At 63.6% G+C, this 25,022-nt stretch carries 20 protein-coding genes; 10 read left to right on the forward strand and 10 right to left on the reverse strand.

The window, feature by feature from the left end; genetic code table 11:
- Window positions 1-39 precede the first annotated feature (39 nt).
- Window positions 40-552 (reverse strand): phasin family protein, encoded by a 513-nt coding sequence (locus OX459_RS21670; RefSeq protein WP_099664830.1) that lies wholly within the window; start codon window positions 550-552, stop codon window positions 40-42.
- Between the two features lie 345 nt (window positions 553-897).
- On the opposite strand from OX459_RS21670, the gene purU reads away from it, so the two are divergent.
- Together purU and OX459_RS21680 are read left to right on the forward strand one after the other, a co-directional pair.
- Complete coding sequence (purU, locus tag OX459_RS21675; RefSeq protein ID WP_077401742.1) at window positions 898-1,779, forward strand: formyltetrahydrofolate deformylase; 882 nt, start codon at window positions 898-900, stop codon at window positions 1,777-1,779.
- A gap of 39 nt (window positions 1,780-1,818) precedes the next feature.
- Window positions 1,819-2,361: a YaeQ family protein gene (locus tag OX459_RS21680; protein WP_070291303.1), complete on the forward strand. Its 543-nt coding sequence runs from the start codon at window positions 1,819-1,821 to the stop codon at window positions 2,359-2,361.
- A gap of 60 nt (window positions 2,362-2,421) precedes the next feature.
- Here the strand turns inward: OX459_RS21680 and OX459_RS21685 are convergent, their stop codons facing one another.
- On the reverse strand, window positions 2,422-3,207 hold the full coding sequence (locus OX459_RS21685; RefSeq protein WP_289906518.1) for a head GIN domain-containing protein: 786 nt from the start codon (window positions 3,205-3,207) through the stop codon (window positions 2,422-2,424).
- Between the two features lie 188 nt (window positions 3,208-3,395).
- Here OX459_RS21685 and OX459_RS21690 point away from each other — a divergent pair, with 188 nt between their 5' ends.
- Entirely contained in the window at window positions 3,396-4,031 is a 636-nt protein-coding gene (locus OX459_RS21690; protein ID WP_077409040.1) for an SAM-dependent methyltransferase, read from the forward strand.
- Between the two features lie 113 nt (window positions 4,032-4,144).
- On the opposite strand, the gene OX459_RS21695 is transcribed toward OX459_RS21690, so the two are convergent.
- Together OX459_RS21695 and OX459_RS21700 are read right to left on the reverse strand one after the other, a co-directional pair.
- Window positions 4,145-5,419: a cytochrome c gene (locus OX459_RS21695; protein ID WP_289906519.1), complete on the reverse strand. Its 1,275-nt coding sequence runs from the start codon at window positions 5,417-5,419 to the stop codon at window positions 4,145-4,147.
- A complete protein-coding gene (locus OX459_RS21700) occupies window positions 5,416-6,138 on the reverse strand; it encodes a c-type cytochrome (protein ID WP_289906520.1) in 723 nt (240 codons plus the stop codon). Before OX459_RS21700 ends, OX459_RS21695 begins: the two co-directional genes overlap by 4 nt.
- Before the next feature lie 153 nt (window positions 6,139-6,291).
- Here OX459_RS21700 and OX459_RS21705 point away from each other — a divergent pair, with 153 nt between their 5' ends.
- Together OX459_RS21705 and OX459_RS21710 are read left to right on the forward strand one after the other, a co-directional pair.
- Complete coding sequence (locus tag OX459_RS21705) at window positions 6,292-7,704, forward strand: PLP-dependent aminotransferase family protein (protein ID WP_289906521.1); 1,413 nt, start codon at window positions 6,292-6,294, stop codon at window positions 7,702-7,704.
- Window positions 7,705-7,801: 97 nt separating this feature from the next.
- The gene (locus tag OX459_RS21710) at window positions 7,802-8,149 is read left to right on the forward strand and encodes a DUF4870 domain-containing protein (RefSeq protein ID WP_034786172.1); all 348 of its coding nucleotides are present in this window, start codon (window positions 7,802-7,804) and stop codon (window positions 8,147-8,149) included.
- A 21-nt stretch (window positions 8,150-8,170) separates the two neighbouring features.
- Here OX459_RS21710 and OX459_RS21715 read toward each other — a convergent pair whose 3' ends face one another.
- The 3 genes from OX459_RS21715 to OX459_RS21725 are packed head-to-tail and all read right to left on the reverse strand — an operon-like array spanning window position 8,171 to window position 9,784.
- Complete coding sequence (locus tag OX459_RS21715) at window positions 8,171-8,596, reverse strand: SMI1/KNR4 family protein (RefSeq protein ID WP_099664824.1); 426 nt, start codon at window positions 8,594-8,596, stop codon at window positions 8,171-8,173.
- A 21-nt stretch (window positions 8,597-8,617) separates the two neighbouring features.
- Window positions 8,618-9,265 carry a 3'-5' exonuclease gene (locus OX459_RS21720; RefSeq protein WP_077401767.1) on the reverse strand — a complete coding sequence of 216 codons (648 nt, stop codon included), beginning with the start codon at window positions 9,263-9,265 and terminating at the stop codon, window positions 8,618-8,620.
- Between the two features lie 9 nt (window positions 9,266-9,274).
- Window positions 9,275-9,784 (reverse strand): ProQ/FINO family protein, encoded by a 510-nt coding sequence (locus OX459_RS21725; RefSeq protein ID WP_034758713.1) that lies wholly within the window; start codon window positions 9,782-9,784, stop codon window positions 9,275-9,277.
- A 566-nt stretch (window positions 9,785-10,350) separates the two neighbouring features.
- On the opposite strand from OX459_RS21725, the gene rpoD reads away from it, so the two are divergent.
- Window positions 10,351-12,879, forward strand: a complete 2,529-nt coding sequence (gene rpoD / locus OX459_RS21730; RefSeq protein ID WP_289906522.1) for an RNA polymerase sigma factor RpoD — start codon at window positions 10,351-10,353, stop codon at window positions 12,877-12,879.
- Between the two features lie 59 nt (window positions 12,880-12,938).
- Here rpoD and OX459_RS21735 read toward each other — a convergent pair whose 3' ends face one another.
- Together OX459_RS21735 and ppc are read right to left on the reverse strand one after the other, a co-directional pair.
- Window positions 12,939-14,696: a PAS domain S-box protein gene (locus OX459_RS21735; RefSeq protein WP_289906523.1), complete on the reverse strand. Its 1,758-nt coding sequence runs from the start codon at window positions 14,694-14,696 to the stop codon at window positions 12,939-12,941.
- A gap of 177 nt (window positions 14,697-14,873) precedes the next feature.
- Window positions 14,874-17,714 (reverse strand): phosphoenolpyruvate carboxylase, encoded by a 2,841-nt coding sequence (ppc, locus tag OX459_RS21740; protein ID WP_289906524.1) that lies wholly within the window; start codon window positions 17,712-17,714, stop codon window positions 14,874-14,876.
- A gap of 243 nt (window positions 17,715-17,957) precedes the next feature.
- On the opposite strand from ppc, the gene hemC reads away from it, so the two are divergent.
- The 4 genes from hemC to OX459_RS21760 are packed head-to-tail and all read left to right on the forward strand — an operon-like array spanning window position 17,958 to window position 22,083.
- Window positions 17,958-18,962, forward strand: a complete 1,005-nt coding sequence (hemC, locus tag OX459_RS21745; protein WP_289906525.1) for a hydroxymethylbilane synthase — start codon at window positions 17,958-17,960, stop codon at window positions 18,960-18,962.
- Complete coding sequence (locus tag OX459_RS21750; protein ID WP_289906526.1) at window positions 18,955-19,737, forward strand: uroporphyrinogen-III synthase; 783 nt, start codon at window positions 18,955-18,957, stop codon at window positions 19,735-19,737. The genes hemC and OX459_RS21750 overlap by 8 nt, the downstream gene beginning before the upstream one ends.
- Window positions 19,734-20,882 (forward strand): uroporphyrinogen-III C-methyltransferase, encoded by a 1,149-nt coding sequence (locus OX459_RS21755; protein ID WP_077401782.1) that lies wholly within the window; start codon window positions 19,734-19,736, stop codon window positions 20,880-20,882. Before OX459_RS21750 ends, OX459_RS21755 begins: the two co-directional genes overlap by 4 nt.
- A gap of 4 nt (window positions 20,883-20,886) precedes the next feature.
- Window positions 20,887-22,083 (forward strand): heme biosynthesis protein HemY, encoded by a 1,197-nt coding sequence (locus OX459_RS21760; RefSeq protein ID WP_071653290.1) that lies wholly within the window; start codon window positions 20,887-20,889, stop codon window positions 22,081-22,083.
- A gap of 111 nt (window positions 22,084-22,194) precedes the next feature.
- On the opposite strand, the gene OX459_RS21765 is transcribed toward OX459_RS21760, so the two are convergent.
- Window positions 22,195-24,624: a membrane-bound PQQ-dependent dehydrogenase, glucose/quinate/shikimate family gene (locus OX459_RS21765; protein WP_289906527.1), complete on the reverse strand. Its 2,430-nt coding sequence runs from the start codon at window positions 24,622-24,624 to the stop codon at window positions 22,195-22,197.
- Window positions 24,625-25,022: the final 398 nt, after the last annotated feature.

A 25,022-nucleotide genomic window follows, 5' to 3' on the forward strand; every position in this document is an offset into this window, starting at 1 on the left:
CCTTGCTGTCGAGTGGGGTCAAGTGGTCAATTCAAGTGCTCAATGCGCCTGATCGGATTGCCTGCCGGTATCGCGGCTGCGGCCGGCGCCATTGCTGGGGGCCGTGGCGTGCATCTTTTCGATCATTTCACGCTGGCGCTGCGTGGCTTTTTCCGTTTCCTCGGCCGTCTTGCGCACCACTTCGTCAGCGAAGGCCACGGCCGTGCGCCTCGCTTCGGGCAGGTGGTTCTCTGCCGTGCGGTTCATTTCGACATTGGCGTTGGCGACGAGGTTGCCGAGCTGCTGCTGGTACTGCTGCAGCTTGTTGCTGCTCGGCTGCAACTGGGCCGCGGCCAGCGACATGAACTCGCCCGTGTCGCGCGCGCACAGCAGTTGCTGGCTGGCGCTGCTCCATTCCTGCAGCAAGTCTTGCGCCAGCCGCAGATGCAGCTCGCTCAGTTGCTGCGCCGTATCGACCAGCTTGCGTGATAGTTCCGTGGCGAAATTGCACTGGGCCTCCAGGTGGGACTTCAGGGCGGGGCTGAAACTGGGGGAAATACTGTTTGTGAACATGTTCTACCTCAATGAAAAACGGATCCAGGAAACACCCGGTGCACCGGATGCGGCGTATGGTGAAACAAGCAAAGGGATAGACGCCGGATGGCGTGCCAGGTTCCACGCCAGCTGCCCGTTTGGCGTGGGAATGGCGCCTGGAAGACGGAGAAATGCGATGACTTTGTGTTAGATCAAATGAACGTGAATCGGCTTGCCGCCGCCGGCAGCCATGCTGCTTGTGTGGAAAATGCGGGTTGACTGGCCCGGCCGTGCGACAATAGCCGGCTCGCGGCAGCGCAGCCGATGGCCGGCGCGCGTGGCTGAGCCGAGCATAGCCCACTTTTTTTGCTTTATTCCGCGACCATGACGCATCCCGAATACATCCTGACCCTGTCCTGCCTGGACCAGCGCGGCATCGTGCACCGCGTGTCCGGCTTCCTGGCCGAACGCGGCTGCAACATCCTCGATTCCGCCCAGTTCGGCGACCAGGAATCCCAGCTGTTCTTCATGCGCGTGCATTTCGCGCTGGAAGACGGCGCCGTCAGCGACGCCCAGTTGCGCAGCGACTTCGCCGACCTGTCGCAAGCCATGCAGTTGAACGGCCCCTTCCACGGCCAGCTGCACGATGCGCGCGTCAAGCCGCGCGTCATGCTGATGGTGTCGAAGATCGGCCATTGCCTGAACGATTTGCTGTTCCGCTACAAGAGCGGCTTGCTGAACGTGGAAATTCCCGCCATCGTGTCGAACCACATGGAGTTCTACCAGCTGGCGGCCAGCTACAATATTCCGTTCCACCACCTGCCGCTGGCCACCGGCGCGCCGGAAGCGGCCAAGCTGGCGCAGGAAGCGAAGATCATCGACTTGATGGACACGCACAAGATCGACCTGGTGGTGCTGGCGCGCTACATGCAGATCCTGTCGCCCGGCCTGTGCCAGGCGCTCGACGGCCGCGCCATCAATATCCACCATTCCTTCCTTCCCAGCTTCAAGGGCGCCAAGCCGTATGCGCAGGCGCATCACCGCGGCGTCAAGCTGATCGGCGCGACGGCCCATTTCGTCACGGGCGACCTGGATGAAGGCCCGATCATCGAGCAGGACGTCGAGCGCGTCGACCATGCGATGGATGCGGAAACCCTGACGGCCATCGGCCGCGACGTCGAGTGCGTGGTGCTGGCGCGCGCCGTGAAATGGTTCGTCGAGCACCGCATCCTGAAAAATGGCGACAAGACCGTGGTTTTCCGCTGATACCGACTTCACTATTTACTTTACCGAGACAGAAACACGATGGCCCTCAAAGCAACAATTTTCAAAGCCGATCTGCAGATCGCCGACATGGACCGCAATTACTACCAGGATCACGCGCTGACCCTGGCGCGCCACCCGTCCGAAACGGACGAGCGCATGATGGTGCGCCTGCTGGCGTTCGCCATCCACGCCGACGAGGCGCTGACGTTTACCAAGGGCCTGTTCGATACGGAAGAGCCCGACCTGTGGCAGAAAGACTTGACGGGTGCCATCCAGCTGTGGATCGAAGTGGGTCAGCCAGACGAAAAACGCATCCTGAAGGCGTGCGGCCGCTCGGAACAGGTCATCGTCTACAGCTATGGCGCAACCAGCCACATCTGGTGGAAGCAGATCGCGAACAAGCTGGAACGGGCGAAGAACTTGACCGTGATCAACTTGCCATCGGAAGCGGCGCAAGACATGAGCAAGCTGGCGCAGCGCACGATGCAGCTGCAATGCACGATCCAGGATGGCCAGATCTGGCTGACGGACAGCGTCAATACGGTCCTGATCGACCGCGAACCGGTGAAGCCGGCCCGCTGATGTAGCCTGTCTGAAACGCAAAAAGCCCGGATCGCTCCGGGCTTTTGTCATTGCGGGGGCTTAATTCGGCGCCGCGCCCAGCCGCTTGATGCTGCTCGAACGCTGCATGCTGCGGCTGATGCGCGGGTCGCCGTAGTAGCTCACTTCGCCCGAGCCGCCGATGCTGATGGTCAAGTCATCCTTGGCCCACACTTGCGCCTCGCCCGAGCCGCCGATGCTCACCTGCACGTCGCGCGCGGCCAGCTTGCCCGCCTGGATATTGCCCGAGCCGCCGATGGAGGCCGTCAGTTGCTCCGTCTTGCCGCTGGCCTTGAAGTTGCCGCTGCCGCCGATGGCGATGGAAACCTGGCGGCTGTCGAGGTCGCGTGCGTGGATGGAGCCGGAGCCGCCCACGTCGAAGCGCAGATTCTCGGCGCGCAAGCCCGTGGCCGTGATGTTGCCCGAGCCGCCCACGCTGATGCGTTCCACCTGGCGCGCCTGGATGACGATGTTCAGGCTGCTCTGGCGGAAGTTGGCGTTGCGCTTGGCGGGGCGGATGCGCAAGGTGCCGTTTTCCACCGCCGTCTCGATCAGCGGCAGGATATTGTCGTCGGCCTCGATGGTGATGCTGTCCGTGTTGCCGATACGCAATTCGACCGTGCCCGGCACGTTCAGCGCCACGGCATGGAAATTGCCGACTTCGCGTGTCTGCTTTTGCAGCTTGCCGCTGCCCTGGATGCTGTTGCCGGAAATCCAGTCGAGCGGCGAGGCCAGCGCCGGCACGGCCGGGAGGGCCAGCGCGCAGGCGGCCAGCAGCAGGACGGTGGCGGCGCGGGCACGGCGTGGGTGGAAAAGTGTCGGTGTCATTCTTGCTCCCTGTTTGGAATTGGTATACTTGCATGGTATGCCAGCCGGCCGCGCCTGCGTAGCGCGCTGCGACAGACTGCGCCAGCAGCGGCATGGAATGCAGGAGGATGCGACAGGATGGCATGAGGTATCATGCCGGTATTGGACATACGACGACCGGTACGCGCCGGTCACACTACTGGAATTACATGCTGATCATCACCATCAAACAGGGCAAGGAAAAGAGCTTGCTGGGCCAATCGTGGATTTACGCCTCCGCGATTGAAAAAGTCGAAGGCAAGCCGCAGGAAAAAATGAAGCCCGGCTCGACGGCCATCGTGCAAAGCTCATCGAAGCAATTCATCGCCCGCGCCGCCTACAATTCGAAGTCGCAGATCCGCGCGCGCATCTGGAGCTTCAAGGAAGACGAACCGGTCGACCACGCGCTGATCAAGCGCCGCGTCAAGGCCGCCATCGAGAAAAAATTATCTGCCATCAAGAAGGCGGGCGAAAACCAGCTGTTGACCCTGATCAAGGGCGAAGACGAGGGCTTGCCCGGCCTGGTGGTGCAGCTGTTCGGCGGCGTGCAAGGCTACCTGATCTGCGAATTCAACGCGGGCGGCGTCGATGCGTGGAAAGTGGCCATCGTGCAATCGCTGATGGCGTCCACGGGTTGCGTCAACGTGTACGAGCGCTGCGACGACCTGATGCGCAAGGGCGAAGGCTTGCCCCTGATCGACGGCGCCCTGGCCGGCGAAGAGCCGCCCGATGAAGTCATGCTGACGGACAACGGCGTGCGTTATGCGCTGGACCTGAAGACGGGTCACAAGAGCAAGTTCCGCTGAGAACGGCTGCTTGACGTGAAAAAACCGGCGCTGGCCGGTTTTTTTCGTATGCGCGCCGGCAAAACGTTCAGGGCAAGGAGATGCAACGCCGCCATGGACGTTTTTCAGGCGCGCTACTCCAGTGGTACGCTGCGGTATTTGTTCACCTCCAGGGCCGACACGGCCGGCGCGTCATTGCCCCACGAGGCGCGCAGGTACGTGACCACGGCCGCCACTTCCGCATCATCCATGACGGGGCCGAACGGCGGCATGCCGTAGGGGCGCGGGTTGCCTTTTGTCCCGGGCGCGAAGCCGCCGTTGAGGACGAGCCGGATGGCGTTGACGGCCGACTCCGTCGTCAGCGCGCGGTTGCCGGCCAGCGGCGGGTAGCCGGGCGGCACGCCCTTGCCGTCGGCCTGGTGGCAGCTTGCGCATTGCGCCTCATACAGTTTCGCGCCCAGCGCCAGTTGCTGCCGGGCTTGCTCTGACGTGTCGCGCGGCGCCCGTTGCGCGGGCTGCGCGGGGCCGGGCAGGCTTTTCAGGTAGACGGCCATCGCTTGCACGTCGGCATTGCTCATGTGCTGCAAGCTTTGCCGCACGACTTCCGCCATGGGGCCGAAGACGGTGGCGCGCGGCGACACGCCCGTTTGCAGCAATTCCACGATATGCGCCGTGTCCCAGTTGCCCAGGCCCGCTTCCGCATCCGACGTCAGCGACGGCGCATACCAGCCCAGCACGGGAATCAGGCCGCCCGACAGGCCGTCGTCGCTGCCGCCCAGGGTCGTGCGGCTGCTATGGCAGGCGCTGCAGTGGCCCAGGCCCTGCACCAGGTAGGCGCCGCGGTTCCACTCCATGCTTTTGCCCGTCAGCGGCTGGTACACGCCCGGTTTGAAATACAGGGCGCGCCAGGCGGCCAGGGCGATCTGCTGGTTGTAGGGGAAGCGCAGCGCGTGCGGCGCGTTGGCTTGCCGGTGCGGCGGCACGCTCTGGAAATATGCATACAGGGCGTCGCTATCCTCGCGCCGTACCTTGGTGTAGCTGGTGTAGGGAAAGGCCGGATACAGCAGCCGGCCATCCTTCGACTTGCCGTTGTGGATGGCGCGCCAGAAATCGTCGCTCGTCCAGCTGCCGATGCCCGTTTCCCTGTCGGCCGTGATGTTGGGCGAGAGCACCTTGCCGAACGGCGTCTGCAAGGCCCGGCCGCCCGCGTAGGGCACGCCGCCGCGCGTCGTGTGGCAAGCCATGCAGTCGCCCGCCTTGGCCAGGTAGGCGCCGCGCGCGACCAGCTGTTCCTGGCTCAGGGTGCTGGCGGTGGCCGGCGGTCCCACGTCGTCCGCCGGCCACAGCAGGAATTTGGCACCGGCTGCGCCGATGGCGACGATGGCGGCCGCGAGCATCCATTTTTTCATGGCGCCACCTGTGCGCCGGAGCCGGGCACGCCGCCGCAATGCAGCGGCAAGGGCAGGGCGATACTGGCGGCCGGACGCGCGTCGGCGCTGGCCACCTGCGTGCCCAGCCAGGCCGAGACGGCGCCCACGTCCGCGTCGGACAGGCGCTGCGCCACTTGCGCCATGCAGTCTGGCGCGTGGGCGCGGCGGATGCCGTTCTTCCACGCGCCCAGCTGGGCGTTGATATAGTCGCGCGGCAAGCCCAGCAAGCCGGGGATGGCGGGTGCCACGCCGGCCAGCTGCTGGCCGTGGCAGGCGATACAGGCGGGAATTTTCTTGCCGGCATCGCCATGCAGCACCAGCTGCTTGCCGCGCGCCAGGGCCGTCGTGCCGGCGCTGCTGGGCTGGGCCGGCGGCGGGGCAGGGTGCTGTGCCGCAAAATAGCCGGCAATTTCGCGCAGGTAATCGTCAGGCAAGTGTTCCACCATATAGTTCATCATCGGATACTGGCGCCGTCCCTCGCGAAAGTTCAGCAGCTGGTTGTACAGGTAGCCGGCCGGCTTGCCCGCGATGCGGGGAAAGAAGGCGTCGTGGCGTTCCTTTTGCGCATGACAGGCCGTGCACGCCTTGATGCGCTGTTCCAGGCTGTCGTGGCTGGCGGAAATGCTGGCGGGCGCGGCCAGCGCCGTGGCGGGCAGGGCAATGGACAGCAACAGCACGAGGGGGGAATGCAGTAGCATGGAGAGTTGCATGGAAAAGTAACCTGTCTCGTCGGTCGATTATGGCGTGCCGGTGTTGCTGCCCGGATGTTGTTACCCTAGCATATAACGGGTGCTGTCACTGTGACAGGATCAGTTGTGCAATAAAACTACGGATCAGTTTGAGGAGCAGGGTTGAAACGATATGAGGAATTGGCGGAAGAAGTCGCCGCCATGATCAGCACGCAGCTGTTGTTGCCTGGTGATAAGTTGCCTTCCGTGCGCCAGCAGCATGCGCGCAGGGGCGTGAGCCCGTCGACGGTGTTCCAGGCCTATTATTTGCTCGAAGCGCGCGGCATGATCGTCTCGCGGCCCCGCTCCGGCTACTACGTGGCGCCGCAGCGCGCCGCGCTGGCCCCCGAGCCGGACAGTTCCCGCCCGCTCGACGCCAGCACCACGGTCGATGTCAGCGACCTCGTGTTCGAAGTGCTGGGCGCCGTGGGCGCGCGCGATATCGTGCCCTTCGGCTCGGCGTTTCCCAGCCCGCATCTATTCCCGATGGAAAAGCTGGCGCGGGCCGTGTCGGCCAGCATGCGCCGCCTCGACCCGTGGAGCACGGTCACGGATTTATCGCTGGGCAATGCCGAACTGCGCCGCCAGATCGCCCTGCGCTACCAGCTCGACGGGGTGCTCGTTTCCAGCGACGACATCGTCATCACGAATGGCGCGCTGGAAGCGCTGAACCTGTGCCTGCAAGCCGTCACGCGGCCCGGCGACACGGTGCTGATCGAGTCGCCCAGCTTCTATGCGTGTTTGCAGGCGCTGGAGCGGCTGGAACTCAAGGCCGTGGAAATTGCCACCAGCCCCCGCGACGGCGTCGATCTGGCGGCGCTCGAGGAATTGCTGCTGCGCCACCAGCCCAAGGCGTGCTGGCTGATGACGAATTTCCAGAATCCCCTGGGCAGCCTGATGTCGCCGGAAAAGAAGCGCGCGCTGGTCGAACTGCTGGCGCGCCATGGCGTGCCGCTGATCGAGGATGACGTGTATGGCGAGTTGTATTTCGGTAAGCAGCGCCCCGGCTTGACGAAAAGCCATGACAGCGCGGGTCTGGTGATGCATTGCAGCTCGTTTTCCAAGACCCTGGCGCCCGGCTTTCGCCTGGGCTGGGCCGTGGCGGGCCGCTACGCGCGCCAGGTCGAGCGCCTGAAGCTGACGACCAGCCTGTCGGCGCCCATCCCGCTGCAGATGGCGCTGGCCGATTACCTGGCGGCAGGCGGCTACGACCGCCATTTGCGCCAGCTGCGCCTGACCCTGGCGGCGCAGCAAAATACCATGCTGCAAGCCATCGCCGTGCATTTTCCGCCCGGCACGCGGGTCACGCGGCCGCAGGGCGGTTATTTCGTCTGGGTGGAGATGCCTGCCGGTATCGACGCGCTGGCCTTGCACCGCAGCGCGCTGGCGGCCGGCATCAGCATCGCGCCCGGCCCCATTTTTTCCGCCACGCGCGCGTTTCGCCACTGCATCCGCCTCAATTACGGCCACCCGTGGAACGCGCAACTGGAAGAAGCCATCGCCACCCTGGGGCGGCTGGCGCTGGCGGCGGCATAGCGGCGAAAAAAAAGTCCCTTGCGGCAGCAAGTGTTCCATTCCAAAAAGAAATATTACTGTTATATTGATGTATCTATAACTAATGATGGGAATCATAATGGATAACACGCAGCCGGAAGTGGGTCGTACACAAGATACGACGATCGCCATTCTGTCCCACGTTGGCGGCCTGTTCACCAGCTGGGTGGCGCCGCTGATCATTTATTTGATCAAGAAAGATGATGCGGATAAATTCTCGGCCGAGAACGCCCGCGAAGCGCTGAATTTCCAGATCACCCTGATCATCTGGTATTTCGCCTGCTTCATCCTGTCGTTCGTGCTGATCGGCCTGTTCCTGTTCTGGATCGTGGCGCTGGCCAACCTGGTGTGCTCGATCGTCGCGGCCGTCAAGGCCAGCAATGGCGTCACTTACCGCTATCCCTTGACCTTGCGCCTCGTCAAATAAGGCTGTGCCGGCCGCCGGGTGTCAGCCCGGGCGGCCGGGCAGCGCGAGGAATGCGGCAAAGCCGGGCGCCACCGCGGTGGTGGCGCCTGTTTCGTGCGACCACAGCACGACCACGGGTTCGCCCGATGGTCCCGTTTGCGCATAATCAAAACAGTAGTAATCGCCCGTGCCGAACTGGGCGAAGGGCAGCAGGCTGCCGGCCTCGTCGCCTGTCCCCGCATTCTCCAGCCATTCCTGCCAGCCTTCGCGGTAATGGCGTGCTATCGACTCCCACGTCTTGCGCGCATTGGCTGCGTCGTAGACGGGAAACACGCTCAAGGCGCCCAGCGCGCGGCCATTGTTCTCCAATAACCATTGCACATGGGATGCGGGCAGCTGCCGCCCCAGCGCCTGTTCGGCGGCGGCGATCGCGTCAAGCGTGGTGCCGATGGACTTGCTCTTGCTCATGCTGCAGGACGGCGCGCCGGCTCAGGCGGCGATAGGCGGCGGGGCTGGCGGCGTGCTGGCGCGCGGGGCTTTTTGTGGCGCGACCTTGCCGCCGTCGGCGATCCAGCGGCGGTACACGCGCAGGGCCACTTGCGCATCGTCGGCTGCATACAGGATCTGCTTTTCCGTCAGGCGCGACGTGGCCCAGTTGGTGGTGGAAATCTTTTTCGATTTCTGCAGGTGCAGGCCGAAGAACTTGGCCACGGCCGTCTTCGCGCCCAGATCGTTGCGCTGGCCGCCGCGCAGGGCGACGGACAGGTCGAGCACCTGGGCCGGGGCGATGCCCAGCTTGTTGCGCAGGCGCTTGACGTCGTCGGACAGGCCGAAGCCCACCTTCAGGGTGGTGGTCGATTCGAGGATGGCCTTGAGTTCGGCCAGGGCCGGCGCCGGCGTGCTGCCCACCTGGAACAGGTAGGCGATGTCGTCGGTGGCCAGCTGGATCAGGTGCGGTCCCGTGGAGGATTCGCCCTTCACAAAGGTCGGCTTCGATTCCGTATCGAAGCCGATGGCGTCCGCTGCCAGCAGGGCGGCCATGGCCGCCTGCGCATCATCGCTGGTGCGTACCAGCTTGACGTGGTCGAGTGCAATGCCTTGATAGGGGGGCAGTGGCGGTGCGGCAGCTGTGTCCATGAAACCGGATCAGCCTTTGCGCGAGAATTTCGCGGTCAGCTGATTCAGTTTTTCCAGGCGCAAACGGTTCGCTTCTTCGGCGGCCGCGGCATCGCGCTCGGCTTTCTTGCGCTCGGCTTCCTTCTTGAAGCGTTGCTGCAATACTTGCGTGGCGTGGTCGCGGTGGGTTTGCGTCACTTCCGCGCCGGCGGTGCCGTCGAGGTCGTAGCGTACCTTGGCTTTTTCCATCACGCGCAGGTAACGCAGCGAACCCGTGTGGATGCCCAGCGCCGTGCGCATCAGCTTGCGGTCCAGGTCCGGCAGGCGCGCGAGGATCTGCTTGTCGATACCGATCGACAAGGGCAGGCAATCGCGGAATGGCGGGAATTGCTCCTGGAACTGTTTCAGCAGCGCGCGCGCGGTCAGGCCGGCAGGCGCCGGCGTGGTCGCTGCGGCCGGTGCCGCCGCTGGGGCTGCATCGACTGGCGTGTCAGGAGTGGTGGCTTGCTGGTCTGGCGTGGAGCTGGTCATCGACATCATTGGTTGGGCTATAAAAGGGGAGCATAGCACGCGCCACAGGCAAGTGCATTGTCTTTTTTGGCAACTTGACCTGCGATAAGCGGGTTCGCACTACAGCCGGCACAGCGCGAAATACGGGAAATGTGTATAATGTCGGCTTGCGCTGATGACTGGACCCTGTTTTTGAAGGTCTGGCTCAGGTGTGCAGGGGATAGGAGCAGTGCGGCGCAGGGCCACCATTATTGATATTTTTGATATCGGTTATTCCACTTATCAATTATTCAGATAACGGGCCTTCGTGCATAATCTTGCTCTCCGCTGTGTCTTCACTGAACAACAATAGATTCAAGCCCGTTCTGGTACGGGCTTTTTTTCATTCCGCAATGTACATCGCTTATTTATCTGACCCGGCTTCGGCCCCGCGCTCCTCATGCCGGATGCGCGGGCTATGAACGTCACGATAGACAGGCGCCGCTGCCCTTGACGGCAGCCGCAACAATACGCTCCATCGAGTCCGGTTTCGCAGGCTTAGGTGGAATCATTCACTTCGCGCCGACACCATCTGGTCTCGCATTAAGAGATATCTCATGAAGAATACGCCAAAAACTTTAACGTTGTCCGCCAAGGCGCCACGCCCAGCCGCGGCGCCGCTTGCCGTACCCAAAACGACTTTATCTTACTTCATCGATAATGCGCAAGCGAATCCGGAAGCCACCGTCACGACGGCGCCGACCGTCGTCACCGTGGTGAAGAAAAGCCGCTCGCGCCTGGCTGCCGTGCCGCCGGCCGAAACGGTAGCGGAAGCGGCGGTTGCCGCGCCCGTGGCCGACGCCGCCGACGCCGTGGAAGCGGCGCCCGTCAAGACGCCGAGCGTCAAGGTGGCGCCTGCGCCGCGCAAGGTCAGCGAAAGCGCCGCCACGAACAAGGTGGTGACGGCAGCCCGTTCGAAAGTCGTGCGCGCCAAGCCTGAAGCGGCGCCCGTGACCATCATCACCGGTGCGCAAGTGGTCAGCAAGACCACGGACGCCGATGCCCTGGCCGCCATCGATACCTCGAATTACTTCTTGCCGACCGTCAAGGTGCCGGGCCGCCGTGGCCGCAAACCGAGCGAATTCACGCCGGAAAACGACGAAGTGGCAGCACTGAACGCCGTCGAGCGCGCCGAACTGAAGGCCGTCTCGAAAGCGCGCGACCGCAAGGCCAAGGGCGGCCTAGCCGATGCGCTGGGCGATCCGGAAGCATCGGCAGCGGACCTGGAACGCCGCCGCAAGCAGATCACGGGCTTGATCAACATGGGCAAGGAACGCGGTTTCCTCACCTATGCCGAGATCAATGACCAATTGCCGGAAAACATCATCGATCCGGAAGCCATCGAAGGCATCATCGCCACCTTCAACGACATGGGCATCGCCGTCTACGAGCGCGCCCCTGACGCGGAAAGCCTGTTGTTGACCGACAACGTCGCCACCGTCACCAGCGACGATGAAGTGGAAGCGGCCGCCGCGACGGCCCTGTCGACGGTCGATTCCGACTTCGGCCGCACCACCGACCCCGTGCGCATGTACATGCGTGAAATGGGCGCCGTGGCGCTGCTGACGCGCGAAGGCGAGATCGAGATCGCCAAGCGCATCGAAGGCGGCTTGAAGGACATGATCCAGGCGATTTCCGCCTGCCCGACCACCATCGGCGAAATCGTTGCGCTGTCGCAAAAAATCGCGCGCGATGAAATCAAGGTCGATGAAGTGGTCGACGGCTTCGTCGATTTGAACGAAAGCAATGCCCCGGCGCCTGCCGCTGCCGCCGCGCCCGCCGCCGCCAGCGGTGACGACGAGGAAGAGGAAGAAGAAGCCGAGGAAGAAGACGGCGACGCCAATGGCGGCGCGGCCGGTTTCTCCAGCGAGCAATTGGCCCAGCTGAAAAAGAATGCGTTGGAGAAATTCAACGTCATTTCGACGCAGTACGACAAGATGCGCAAGGCGCCCGAGGGTTACAACTCGAAAGCCTACGTCAAGGCGCAGGAAGCCATTTCGCAGGAATTGCTGGGCATCCGCTTCACGGCCAAGGTCGTCGAAAAGCTGTGCGACACCCTGCGCGGCCAGATGGAAGAAGTGCGCCACATCGAGCGCGCCGTGCTGGAACTGTGCGTGAACAAATGCGGCATGCCGCGCGCCCACTTCATCAAGGTGTTCCCGGGCAATGAATGCGATCTGGAATGGGTCGACCGCGAAGTCGATTGCAAGTATCCGTACAGCGCCATCCTCAGCCGCAACGTGCCTGCCGTCAAGGAACTGCAAAAGAAGATGATCGACCTGCAAGCCCGCGTGGCCCTGCCGCTGGCAGACTTGCGCAAGATCAACAAGCAGATGGCTGCCGGCGAAAAGCGCGCGCGTCACGCGAAACGCGAAATGACGGTCGCCAACTTGCGCCTGGTCATTTCGATCGCCAAGAAATACATCAACCGCGGTTTGCAATTCCTCGATCTGATCCAGGAAGGCAACATCGGTCTGCTGAAGGCCGTCGATAAATTCGAATACCGCCGCGGCTACAAGTTCTCGACCTACGCCACCTGGTGGATCCGTCAGGCCATCACGCGTTCGATCGCCGACATGGCCCGCACCATCCGCGTGCCGGTGCACATGATCGAAACGATCAACAAGATGAACCGCATCTCGCGTCAGATCATGCAGGAAACGGGCAGCGAGCCGGACCTGGCGACCCTGGCCGTCAAGATGGAAATGCCGGAAAACAAGGTGCGCGAGATCATGAAGATCGCGAAAGAGCCGATTTCCATGGAAACGCCGATGGGCGAAGATGGCGATTCGCAACTGGGCGACTTCATCGAAGACAACACGACCCTGGCGCCGCTGGACGCCGCGCTGCACGCCTCGATGCGCAACGTGATCAAGGAAGTGCTGGACTCGCTGACGCCGCGCGAAGCGAAAGTGCTGCGCATGCGTTACGGCGTGGAAATGTCGAACGACCACACGCTGGAAGAAGTGGGCAAGCAGTTCGACGTGACGCGCGAGCGCATCCGCCAGATCGAAGCGAAAGCCATGAGCAAGCTGCGCCAGCCTTCGCGTTCGGACAAGCTGAAAACCTTCTTGACGCAAAATTAAGTAGTCAGCAGGCAATAAAAAAGAGGCGCAAGCCTCTTTTTTTTCGCCCTGGAATTGTCCTAGGCTTCGACGGCCTGGCTTTTGGCGATCGGCAGGCGGATGGCCAGCGCCGTGCCCTGGCCCTCCTGGCTGTCGATGCGCAGTTCGCCGCCCAGCGCATGGACGCGTTCGCGTATGCTCTTCAGGCCGAAGGCGGCCTTCTTGCCGTGGGCGTCCGGCTGCATGCCGATGCCGTTGTCGCTGATGCGCAGCACGATGGCATCCGTATCTTGCGCCAGCGCCACTTCCACTTCGCTGGCCTGGGCGTGGCGCACAATGTTCGACAGCGATTCCTGCAGCACGCGGAAGATGGCCGACGTCTGGCGCTGGTCCAGGCCCAGGTCGGGCGCCTCGCTGTCGAGCGAGAGCTGGTAGCGGATGGCGCCGCGGCTTTCCATCTGGCGTATCAGCCATTCGGCTGCCGGGCCCAGGCCCAGCTCCAGGGTGCTGGGATGCAAGTCATTGATGATGGTGCGCACCGAGCGGATGGTGGCGTCGATGGTGTCGAGCACGCGCTGGGCGTGGCGGTGCAGGCGCGGGTGGGTCCTGGCCGTGCGCGCGTGCAGCAGCGACACGTCGATGCGCAGCACCATCAGGTTCTGGCCCAGGTCGTCATGAATGTCGAGCGCGATGCGGCGCCTTTCCTCTTCCTTGATGGTCTGCTGGTGGTCGGTCAGTTCGCGCAGCTGGGCCAGGGTGCGCTGCAGGTTCTCCTCGTTGCGCTTGCTTTCCGTGATGTCGATGCCCATGGCGATGATCATCTGCGGCCGGCCTTGCGCATCGAAGATGGGTTTTTTATGCGTCTGCAGCAGGCGGTTTTCCTGCAGCCGCGCATTCCACACGAGTTCTTCGCGGATCACCACCTGGCGGCTGGCAAACGCTTCCTGGTCCGCCGCGTGGAATCCCTGGGTCTGGTCCGAAGGAAAGTGCTGCACGTCGCGTCCCTCGGCGATATCCTGGAACAGCACGCCCCATTGCTGCTCGCAAGCCTGGTTCATCAGCAGCATGCGCGAATCGGCGTCTTTCAGGAACAGCGACAGGGGCATCATGGAAATGATGTCCTGCAGTCGCTCTTCGCTGCGCGCCAGGGCCGCTTCCGTTTGCGCGCGCATGGCGATTTCCGCGGAGAGCTGGAGATTGACATCGAGCAACTGGGCCGTGCGCAGGGCCACGCGGCTTTCCAGCTCCGCATGGGCGACGGTCAGCGCGTGTTCGGCCCGCTTGTGTTCCGTGATGTCGCTGGCCATGACCAGCGCTCCCGTCAGGGTGCCGCGCTGGTCGTACAGGCGGCGTCCGCTGAGCATGGCCCAGCGTTCCGAGCCGTCGCCATGCTGGTAATGCAGTTCTCCCATGCAACTATCCGTCGCCGTCTGGCGCAGCGGACACAGGCGCAGCAAGGTGGCTTCGTCGTGGAATTCGTCCATCGAGTGGTCCAGCAGCTGTTCCGCGGGGACGCCCAGCATGTCGCACAGGCGCTGGTTGACGTGCAGGATACGGCCGTGCGCATCCGTTTGCCACATGCCGTCCTGCGCCGTTTCGCTCAGGTGCTGGTAGCGCATCAGGCTATCGTCGAGCTGCGCGCGCGTCAGGGCCAGGTGGCTGCGCAGCTTGCGCATCAGCCAGAGGACGGCGACGGCGGCGGCCAGCAGCAGCAGGGCCAGCCAGACATGCTGCCAGAAATCGAGTTCTTGCCAGGTTGCGCCGGCGAACCAGCCCAGCATGATCAGGATGAGGGCGCCGCAAGCGCCACTCAGGGTTTCAATCGACCATTTGCTCATCCGCGTCCCTGGCGTCGTGGTTGGCCGCTGCCGTGCGCCTGGCGCCGGAGAGGGGAAGGTATCCGACGCTAGTGTAATACCAATTGTTGTTTTCTTGAGAATATTTTTCCATTGGGCAAGCAAACAGGGCCGGCCCTTGCGGTGCCGGCCCTGTTTGCCGATGGCAAGGCGGTGCGATCAGCCCGTGTTGCGCAGGCCGGCCGCCACGCCATTGATCGACAGCTGGATGCCGCGGTGCACCCTTTCGTCGATCCGGCTTTCCGCCGACAGGGCGCGGTTGCGCTTGATCAACTCCACCTGCAAGTGGTTCAGCGGGTCGAGATAGGCGAAGCGGTTCTGGATCGAACGGGCCAGCAGCGGATTGCCCGCCAGGCGTTCCGTGTTGCCGGTGATCAGCTCCAGGCAGCGCAGGGTGTTGCCGTGCTCGTCCGTGATGCGCTTGTAGATGCGTTCGCGCAAGCCCTGATCCGCCACCAGTTCCGCATAGCGCGAGGCGATCGCCAGGTCCGTCTTGGCCAGCACCATGTCCATGTTCGACAGCAGGGTGGCGAAGAATGGCCATTCGGCGTACATGGCGCGCAGGGTGGCGATCCTGTCATCTTTCGCGGCCCCGTCGGCTTGATTGATCCACGTTTCGATGGCGCTGCCGAAGCCGAACCAGCCCGGCAGCAGCAAGCGGCACTGGCCCCAGGAAAAGCCCCAGGGAATGGCGCGCAAGTCTTCGATGCGCTGGTTGGCCTTGCGCGAAGCGGGGCGGGAACCGAGGTTCAGCTCGGCGATTTCCGCGATCGGCGTAGCCGAGAAGAAATATTCCGTAAAACCCGGCGTTTCATACACGAGGTGGCGGTAGGCGTGATAGGCGAGGTCCGACAGTTGCGCCATCACGGCTTCGAACTGCGCCAGTTGGCCGTTGCGGGCCGGATTGGCTTCCTGCGGCGCCAGGCTCGCTTCCAGGGTGGCGGCCACCAGCAATTCCAGGTTGCGCCGGCCGATTTCCGCGTTGGAAAACTTCGAGGCGATGATCTCGCCTTGCTCCGTCAGGCGGATCTGGCCGTTGACGGTGCCCGGCGGCTGGGCCAGGATGGCTTCGTAGCTGGGTCCGCCGCCACGGCCCACCGTGCCGCCGCGGCCATGGAACAGGCGCAGCTTGACGCCGGCCTTCTGGAAGTCGGCGACCAGCGCCAGTTCCGCCTTGTACAATTCCCAGTTGGACGTGAGGAAGCCGCCATCCTTGTTCGAATCGGAATAACCGAGCATGACTTCCTGCAATTGTCCCTGCTTGGCGATCAATTGTTTGACCAAAGGCAAGGCCATGACCTGGCTCATGATGCCGGCCGCGCGCTGCAGGTCGGGGATCGTCTCGAACAGGGGGATGACCATCAGCTCGCAGATGCTGTCGCCAGTTTGCCAGTCGGTGCGCAGCAAGCCCGTTTCCTTTTGCAGCAGCAATACTTCCAGCAAGTCGGACACGGTTTCCGTGTGCGAGATGATGTAGTTGCGGATGGCCCGCGCGCCGTAGCGCTGGCGGATGTCGCGCGCCGCGCGCAGGATCGCCAGTTCGGAATCCGTTTCCGCCGCGTAGGCGATGTAGGGCGAGTACAGCAGGCGCGGCTGGGCCAGTTCGTTCAGCAGCAGCGCCTGCTTGTCTTCCTCGGACAGGGCCGTGTAATCGGCGGCCACGCCGCTCTTGGCGAACAGGTCGGCCAGCACGCGCTCGTGCACGTCCGAGGTCTGGCGCATGTCCAGCGACGCCAGGTGGAAACCGAAGATGTCGGCCGCGCGCGCCAGGGTGGCCAGGCGCGGGCGCACGAGGGCGGCGCCGTGGTGCGACTCGAGCGAGGCGACGATGGTGCGCAAGTCGGCCACAAAGGCGGCCGCGTCCGGGTAGGCGGCCGCGGCGCCCACTTCCTTGCGCAGGATGTTGGTGGCGCCCAGGGCGCGGGCCGTGGCGGCCAGGCGCGCATAGATGCCGATCAGGGCGCGGCGGTACGGCTCGTCGCTGCGGTGCGGCGAGGCGTCCGGCGACTGGTCGGCCAGCGCCTGCAGTTCGGCGCTCACGCCCACCATCAGGGTCGAGACGGACAATTCCGCGCCCAGCGCGTGCGCTTCGTCGAGGTAAAAGTCGAGGATGGTGGTGGCGTGGCGCGCCAGCGCGTGCTGCATGGTGCCCGCGTTGACGTTCGGGTTGCCGTCGCGGTCGCCGCCGATCCAGCTGCCCATCTGCACGTAGGCGGCGTTGATGGGCTCGATCGTGCCGTCGCCGTTCGGGTATTCGGCGGCGATATCGTCCTCGATGTCGTCATACAGGCCCGGCAGTTCGCGCAGGAAGGTGATGCGGTAGTAGGACAGGGCGTTTTCGATCTCGTCGGCCACCGTCAGCTTCGAGTAGCGCAGCATGCGCGTCTGCCACAGGGTGGCCACGCGCGAGCGCAGCAGCTGCATGTTGGCGTGCCGCTCTTTCGGCGTCTGCGGCAAATCGCGCTCGGCCAGTAGGCGGGCGATGTCGTGCTCGGCGTCGAGGATGCTCTTGCGCTGCACTTCCGTCGGGTGGGCCGTCAGCACGGGGGCGATCAGGGCGTCCTGGAAGAAGGTGTCGACCGTCTTGCGCGGCACGCCGGCCAGGCGCAGTTTTCTCAGCGCGAAGCTGACGCTGCCCTTTTGCGCGGGCGAGCCGGCCAGCAGGTGGGCGCGGCGGCGGCGGATGTGGTGTTGATCTTCCGCAATGTTGGCCAGGTGCGAAAAGTAGGAAAAGGCGCGCACGACGGAAATCGTCTGCTCGCGGCTCAGTTCCTTGAGCATGGCGTCGAGTTCCAGCGCGGCGTCCGCGTCCGCTTCGCGGCGGAAGCGCACGGACGTCTGGCGTATGGTTTCCACCACATTGAAGACGGCGTCGCCTTCCTGTTCGCGCAGCACGTCGCCCAGCAGGCGGCCCAGCAGGCGGATGTCTTCTTTCAGCGGCGCATCCTTGTCGGAGCCGGCCGCTGGAACTATTTCTGGTGCTACTGCGTCATTGAGCATAATAAAGAACCAAAGTAAGTGTAAAAGCAAGGGAATGTGGATCGCACCGGGCGTTTGGCCGCAGAGGGGAGGGGGCGCATGATAAAATTTGTGGTCTTCAACATGGACGCTAGCCTGACTTGGCCTTCTAGGCTAAGCGATAACGATTATAGCGACGCCAGGCGCCACCCGATACAAAATTGATATCAGACGGGCGAAATGGCAACGATAATGACAACGACAGCCACAGCGAAAGAACTTGTTTTGAAAGCATCCGAATTGACCCCGAACGAATTGAATATTCCTGCCCGCCTGGTGATCGCCACGCGCGAGAGCCGTCTTGCCATGTGGCAAGCTGAACACGTGCGCGCCCGCCTGGCCGCCCTGTATCCGCAGTGTAGCGTCGAAATTCTCGGCATGACCACACGCGGCGACCAGATTCTGGACCGCGCCTTGTCCAAGGTAGGCGGCAAGGGCCTGTTCGTCAAGGAGCTGGAAGTGGCGATGGAAGAAGGCCGCGCCGACCTGGCCGTGCATTCGCTGAAAGACGTGCCGATGGAGTTGCCGGAAGGCTTTGCCCTGGCCGCCATCCTCGAGCGCGAAGACCCGCGCGACGCGTTCGTGTCGAACGATTACGCCAGCCTGGCCGAGCTGCCGCACGGCGCCGTCGTCGGCACCAGCAGCCTGCGCCGCCAGTCGCTGATCGCCGCGCGCTATCCGCACCTGACGATTCTGCCCCTGCGCGGCAACCTCGATACGCGTTTGGGCAAGCTGGACCGCGGCGACTACGCGGCCATCATCCTGGCCGCCGCCGGCTTGAAACGCCTGGGCCTGGCGTCGCGCATCCGCGCCGTGCTGGCGCCGGAAGACAGCTTGCCGGCCGCCGGCCAGGGCGCCATGGCGATCGAGATCCGCAGCGGGCGCGCGGACGGCGCCGACCTGGTGCGCCTGCTGGCGCCGCTGAACCACACGGCCACGGCGCAAGCCGTCACGGCCGAGCGCAAGGTGTCGAAGATCTTCGGCGGCAGCTGCCAGATTCCGCTGGCCGCGTTCGCCACCGTCGAGGGCGAGCAGATGCGCTTGCGCGCCATGGTCGCCACGCCGGACGGCGCGCGCATGGCCAGCGCCGATGTTAGCGGTGCTGCCGGCGCGCCGGAACTGCTGGGCGAGCAAGTGGCCGAATTGCTGCGCGGGCAAGATGCTGCCGGCATCCTCGCCTCGTGCGCCGTCACTCCCGACAACCATGAAGGCCTGGCGCCGCATGCCTGACACCGTGGTGATCACGCGGCCCGCGGCGCAAGCGGGGCCGCTGGCCGCCCGTATCGCGGCGCTGGGCTTGCCCGTGCAACTGCTGCCGCTGCTGGAAATCCACGCGCTTGACGGCGCAGAGGAATGCGCGCGGCTGCACGCCGTGCTGGCCCGCCTGCGCGATTACGACCTGGTGGCGTTCGTCTCGCCCAACGCCATCGATTGCGTCTTTGCGCATCTGCCCGCCTGGCCGGCCGGCCTGGCGCTGGCCGTGGTGGGCGAGGGCAGCCGGATGGCCCTGGGCGCGCATGGCGTCACGGACGCCAACGCGACCATCACGAGTCCGCTGGACACGGCGCGCAGCGACTCCGAACATTTATTATTGGCGCTGGACTTGCCGGCCCTGCGCGGCAAGCGCGTGCTGATCGTGCGCGGCGATGGCGGACGCGATTACCTGGCCGACGGCTTGCGCGCTGCGGGAGCAACTGTCGAGTTCGTCACGGCCTACCGCCGCAAGGTGCCAAGGCTGACGCCATCCTTGCGGGCGACCCTGGAAAACCTGTTGCAGCATAATAATGACTGGATCATCACCAGCTCGGAAGCGCTGCGCGGCTTGCTGGCGCTGCTGGGCGAAATGGATGCTGAAAAGGCAGCTGTTGTGAAAATGCAACAGCAGCATCTGATCGTGCCGCACGCCCGCATTGCACAAACGGCGGCGGCCCTGGGTTTTGCCCGAGTCACCTTGACAGGATCAGGCGACGCAGGAGTGCTCGCCGCGTTACAATCACGACCATGAACGAAATGCCTACACTCTCCGAACCGAATGCAACGCCTGGCAGCGCCGTGAAGACGGCGCCGCAGGCGGCCGACCAACCTGCCGGCCGCGCGCCGACCCTGCTGGAACAACTGCAAAAGCCCATGAGCATCGCCGTCATCGTGCTGGCCGTGCTGCTGGCTGCGCAAAGCTGGTCGACCAGCAAGCAGATCCGCAACCTGCGCGAAGAAGTGGCCAAGCGCCTGCAAAAAGGCGATGTCAGCAACGCCGAAACGGGCGTGCTGGCGCGCAACGTGCAAGAAGGCACGAAAGAGCTGCAAATCAAGGTGGGCGCGCTGGAAAACCGCCAGAGCGAAACGCAAAGCCAGCAGCTTGCGCTGGAACAACTGTACAACGACTTGTCGAAGAACCGCGACGAGTGGGCGCTGACGGAAATCGAGCAAGTGCTGTCGACGGCCAGCCAGCAGCTGCAACTGGCCGGTAACGTGCCCGGCGCGCTAATCGCCCTGCAAAACGCGGACCGCAGCCTGTCGCGTTCCGACAAGCCGCAATTCATCACCATCCGCCGCGCCATCGGGCGCGACATGGAAAAATTGAAAGCCCTGCCCAGCGTCGATTCGACGGGCGTGGCCCTGCGCCTCGACGCCGTGATCGCCCAGGTCGACTCGCTGCCGATGCTGTCCGACGAAACGCCGGCCTTGCCGGCCGCACCGGAAAAACCGGGCAAGGCCAAGCCCGTGCGCGATGCGAGCGGCAAGCTGATGGGGCCGCCTGCGCCGGAACCGCTGCTGCAAAAAGTGCGCGACGGCTTCAATACCTGGAGCGGCGACATGTGGGCCGACGTGCGTCAATTGATACGCATCCGCCGCGTCGATACGCCGGAAGCGCTGATGCTGTCGCCGACGCAATCGTATTTCTTGCGTGAAAACGTCAAGTTGCGCCTGCTCAATGCCCGCATGGCCTTGTTGTCGCGCAATGAAACGGCTTTCCGCAATGATTTGATCGCCGCGCAGGATGCGCTGGCCAAGTATTTCGACACCCGCGCCAAGAGCACGCAGACGGCGCAAGCCCTATTGCGCCAGGTGCAGGGCAGCAACCTGGCCATCGAAATGCCAACCTTGTCCGACAGCCTGACGGCTGTGCGCAACTACAAAGCGAAGTCCTGAGCCCATGCGTCTATTTCTCTGGTTACTCGCCCTGATGGCCGCGGCGATCGGTATCGCCGTGACGGCCCGTTTCAATCCCGGCAACGTGGTGCTGTTCTATCCGCCATACCGCATCGATTTGTCGCTGAATTTCTTCCTGTTGCTGCAGGTCGTGCTGTTCGTGCTGCTGTACCTGCTGGTGCGCGCCGTGCGCGCCACCGTGCGCATGCCGGCGCAAGTGGCGGCCTACCGCCAGCGCAAGCGTGAGCGCGACGGCAACAAGGGCTTGCGCGAAGCCTTGAAAGCCCTGTTCGAAGGCCGTTTCGGCCATGCCGAGAAGGCTGCCTTGCGCGCCGCCGAGCTGGAAGAGAACGCCGGCCTGGCCGCGCTGATCGGCGCGCGCGCCGCGCACCGCATGCGCCAGTCCGAACGCCGCGACAGCTGGCTGTCGCGCGTCGAAGGCGATGCCAGCTTGAAGACGGCCCGCTTGATGACGGTGACGGAATTGCTGGTCGACGACCACCAGCCGGAAGCGGCCCTGGCCGCCGTGCGCGAACTCAATGCCAGCGGCACGCGCCACATCCACGCGCTGCAATGGTCGCTGAAAGCCGAGCAGCAGGCGAAGAACTGGCCGGAAGTGCTGCGCCTCGTGCGTTCGCTCGACAAGCACCGCGCCCTGCATCCGGCCCTGTCGTCGCGCCTGCGCGAACTGGCCTACGACCATCTGCTGTCCGACCCCTCGCATGACGCCGAATCGTTGATGCGCGTGTGGTCCACCGTGCCAAGCGCCGACCGGGTCAAGCCGTACATCGCCTGCCGCGCCGCCACGGCCCTGAATGCGCGCGGCTTGCACGATGAAGCGCGCCTCGTGTGCGAAGAATCGCTGGCCGCCGACTGGGACGAGCGCGTCGTGCGCGCCTACCGCGAAGCGGCGGCGCCAAGCGGCACGCCGGCCCTGCTGCTGCAGATCGAGCATTGCGAGCAATGGATGAAGCAGCGTCCGCTGGATGCGGAACTGGCGCTGACCCTGGGCACCTTGTGCCTCAAGCAAAAACTGTGGGGCAAGGCCCAGCGCCACCTGGAGCAGGCTTTGTCGGATGCCAACGAGCCGCAAATGGTGCGCGACGCCCACCTGAAGCTGGCGCAGATGCACGACGCCCTGCAGCAGACGGAACAGGCTGCCGCGCATTACCGGCAGTGCGCACTGGCCACCATCCTGTAAGCTCATTCTCCAGACGTAAAAAAGCCGTTCAGTGCAGACTGAACGGCTTTTTTTGTGCGCGCACTCCATGGCGGAGTGCGCTGCTACCTTGCTAATTTACTTCTTCGAGCTTTACTTCTTCGTTACCGCAGTGCCTTCCGGCAAGGCATATGCGACCAGGGTGTCGCTCATCTTCGTGCCCAGGGAACCGTGGCCGCCGGCCATGACGACGACGAACTGGCGTCCCGACTTGTTCGATACATAGCTCATCGGCGTAGCCTGGCCGCCGGCTGGCAAGCGGGCTTTCCAGATCACCTTGCCGTTGCTGACATCGTAGCCGCGGATGTAGTAGTCGAGCGTGCTGCTGAGGAAGGTCACGCCACCGCCCGTGGTGACCATGCCGCCCAGGCTGGGCACGCCCAGTGGCAAGGGGATCGGCACGGGGCCGCTGTCGCGCGTGGTGCCGTTCTTGTGCATCCACACTTTCTTCATGGTGCGCAGGTCGACGGCGGCCACATAGCCCCACGGCGGTGCCTGGCATGGGAAGCCCAGCGGCGACAGGAAGGCCTTGATTTCCACGGCGAACGGTACGCCCGTCTGCGGCTGCAAGCCCATTTCGCCACCGGTGCCGCCCTTGGCCGTCGTTTCCGCGCGCGGCACGAGTTTTTCCAGGAAGCCCATGTAGTCAGGGTTGACGATCAACAACTGGCGTACGGGGTCGATGGCCGCGCCACCCCATTCGAAGATGCCCAGCGGGCCCGGCGAGATGACGGCGCCCTTGCCGGCCGTTTGCGGCGTGAACGGGCCTTCATAGCGGCGTTCCTTGAAGATGATGCGGCAGGCGAGCTGGTCGAACGGCGTGGTGCCCCACATGTCCGCTTCGCTGATATTGCGTTCTGGCAAGAAGGTCAGGGCCGAGAACGGCTGCGTGGGCGACAGGGTGTCGCCGGCGGCAGGATTGCTCGTCGGTACGGGTTTTTCCGGTGCCGGCACGACCAGGCTGCCGTCGCGGCGGTCGATCACGTAAATGTCGCCGCGTTTCGTCGTGGCAACAACAGAGGGTACTTTACCTTTCGGCGTGTCGATGTCGACCAGGCTAGGCTGGCCGCCGATGTCCATGTCCCAGATATCGTGGTGCACGGTCTGGTAGACCCAGCGTACTTTACCCGTCGCCAGGTCCAGCGCGACGATGGCGCTGTTGAATTTCTCGCCATTCTTGTTGCGGTTGCCGCCCCAGGTATCGGGGGTTTCATTGCCCATCGGAATGTAGACCATGCCCAGCTTTTCATCGATGCTGGCCACGCCCCACGAGTTGGGCGAGTTGTTGGTGTAGTTCTTGCCTTCAGGGAAAGGCGCTGTATCTTCCGGCGTGGCCGGGTCCCAGTTCCACATCAGCTTGCCGGTGACGGGATCGTAGCCGCGGATTACGCCCGATGGCTCTTCCGTCGAATGGTTGTCCGTCACGCTGGCGGCGATCACGGCCATTTTCTGCGAGACGGCCGGCGGCGACGTTGGCATCAGGAAACCGCGCTTGATCATGGCCATGTTTTTATACAGGTTGACGACGCCGTTGTTGCCAAAGCTCTTGCACGACTCGCCCGTATCGGCGTTGACGGCGATCATGGTGCCGTCCATGGTCGGCGCCAGGATGCGGCGCGGGCATTCCATGCTGGCAGCTTCGGGAGCCGGATTGTTCTTCGCCCGGCCCGCGTTCACGTCCCAGTAGGCCACGCCACGGCAGATCATGTGCTGGTAGCTGGCCGCGTCGCGGTTGATCTTCGGGTCGTGGCGCCAGATTTCCTTGCCCGTGTCCGGGTTCAGGGCGATGACGATATTGTGCGGCGTGCACAGGTACAGCATGTCATTGACCTTCAGCGGCGTGACTTCGTTGGCGATCTCGCCCGGGTCGTTCGGACCCTTGAAGTCGCCCGTGTGGTAGGTCCAGGCTTCTTTCAGGCCGGAAATATTGGCGGGCGTAATCTGTGCGGCCGGGGCATAGCGGTCGCCATAGCCGGAGCGGCCATACGCGGACCAGTCGTTGTGCTCGACGCCGGGCGCGAAATCGCCGGAGGCCGTGGCGGCCATGTTTTCGGCCGGCACGTCGCCATGCAGGTCATGGTAATCCTGGAACAGGGCGATGACGCCGGCGATGACGGTCAGGGCCACGGCGGCGGAGAGGGCTGTCTTGCCCGCTTGCGGCTGTTTCGCTGCGTCGGCGGGAGGGGCCAGGCGGCGGCTGACGAAGGGCAGCAGCAGCCAGACGGCGGCGGCAAACCAGATGTCCAGGCGCGGCAGCAATTGCCACCAGTCGAATTTCACTTCAATGAGGGACCAGATCAGGGTGGCGAGCAGCAGCAGCGCCATGAACGGTTGCGCGCTGCGCTTGCCCTGGAATACCAGCGCGCCGGCGATCAGCATGCCTATACCGGCCAGCAAGTAGTACCAGGAGCCGCCGAGCGTGGCCAGCCAGATGCCGCCGCCCAGCAGGGCGAGGCCAAACAGAATGAAAATAACGCCGGTGACCTTTAATAAAGGACCGGGCCGGAAAGAGGGAATCATCATATTCCTTTTTGCAAGGATTTATCGGTGGCGCGTGATGCGCCATATTGAATTCAGGGAAGGCGTCGATTGCAGAATATACAAAGTTTGGAATCACCAGAATGTGACAGTTTATCAGAATTGATGATTGTCTTCCGGTAGCGCCATTTTTTGGCGGGGCTCTTGTTTGAATCAAATAAACACTTCAAATAAGAACAAATATTATGCTGGATAAGGGTGTTGCGGGGCTGGCAGGCCGCCTGGAGGGCAGGGGACGGGGTGTCGCGCAATAATGCAGGGGCGCCGCGGAATGAATGAGAATAAAACTGTTGTTATAAGTGGCTGCAAAAAATGCAATGCGGATTATAATAACCATGCCTGGCGTGTGGCGATATTCAAATGAAAATACGCGGATATTCCAT

Source organism: Janthinobacterium sp. SUN026 (assembly GCF_030397625.1).
GTDB lineage: Bacteria > Pseudomonadota > Gammaproteobacteria > Burkholderiales > Burkholderiaceae_D > Janthinobacterium > Janthinobacterium kumbetense.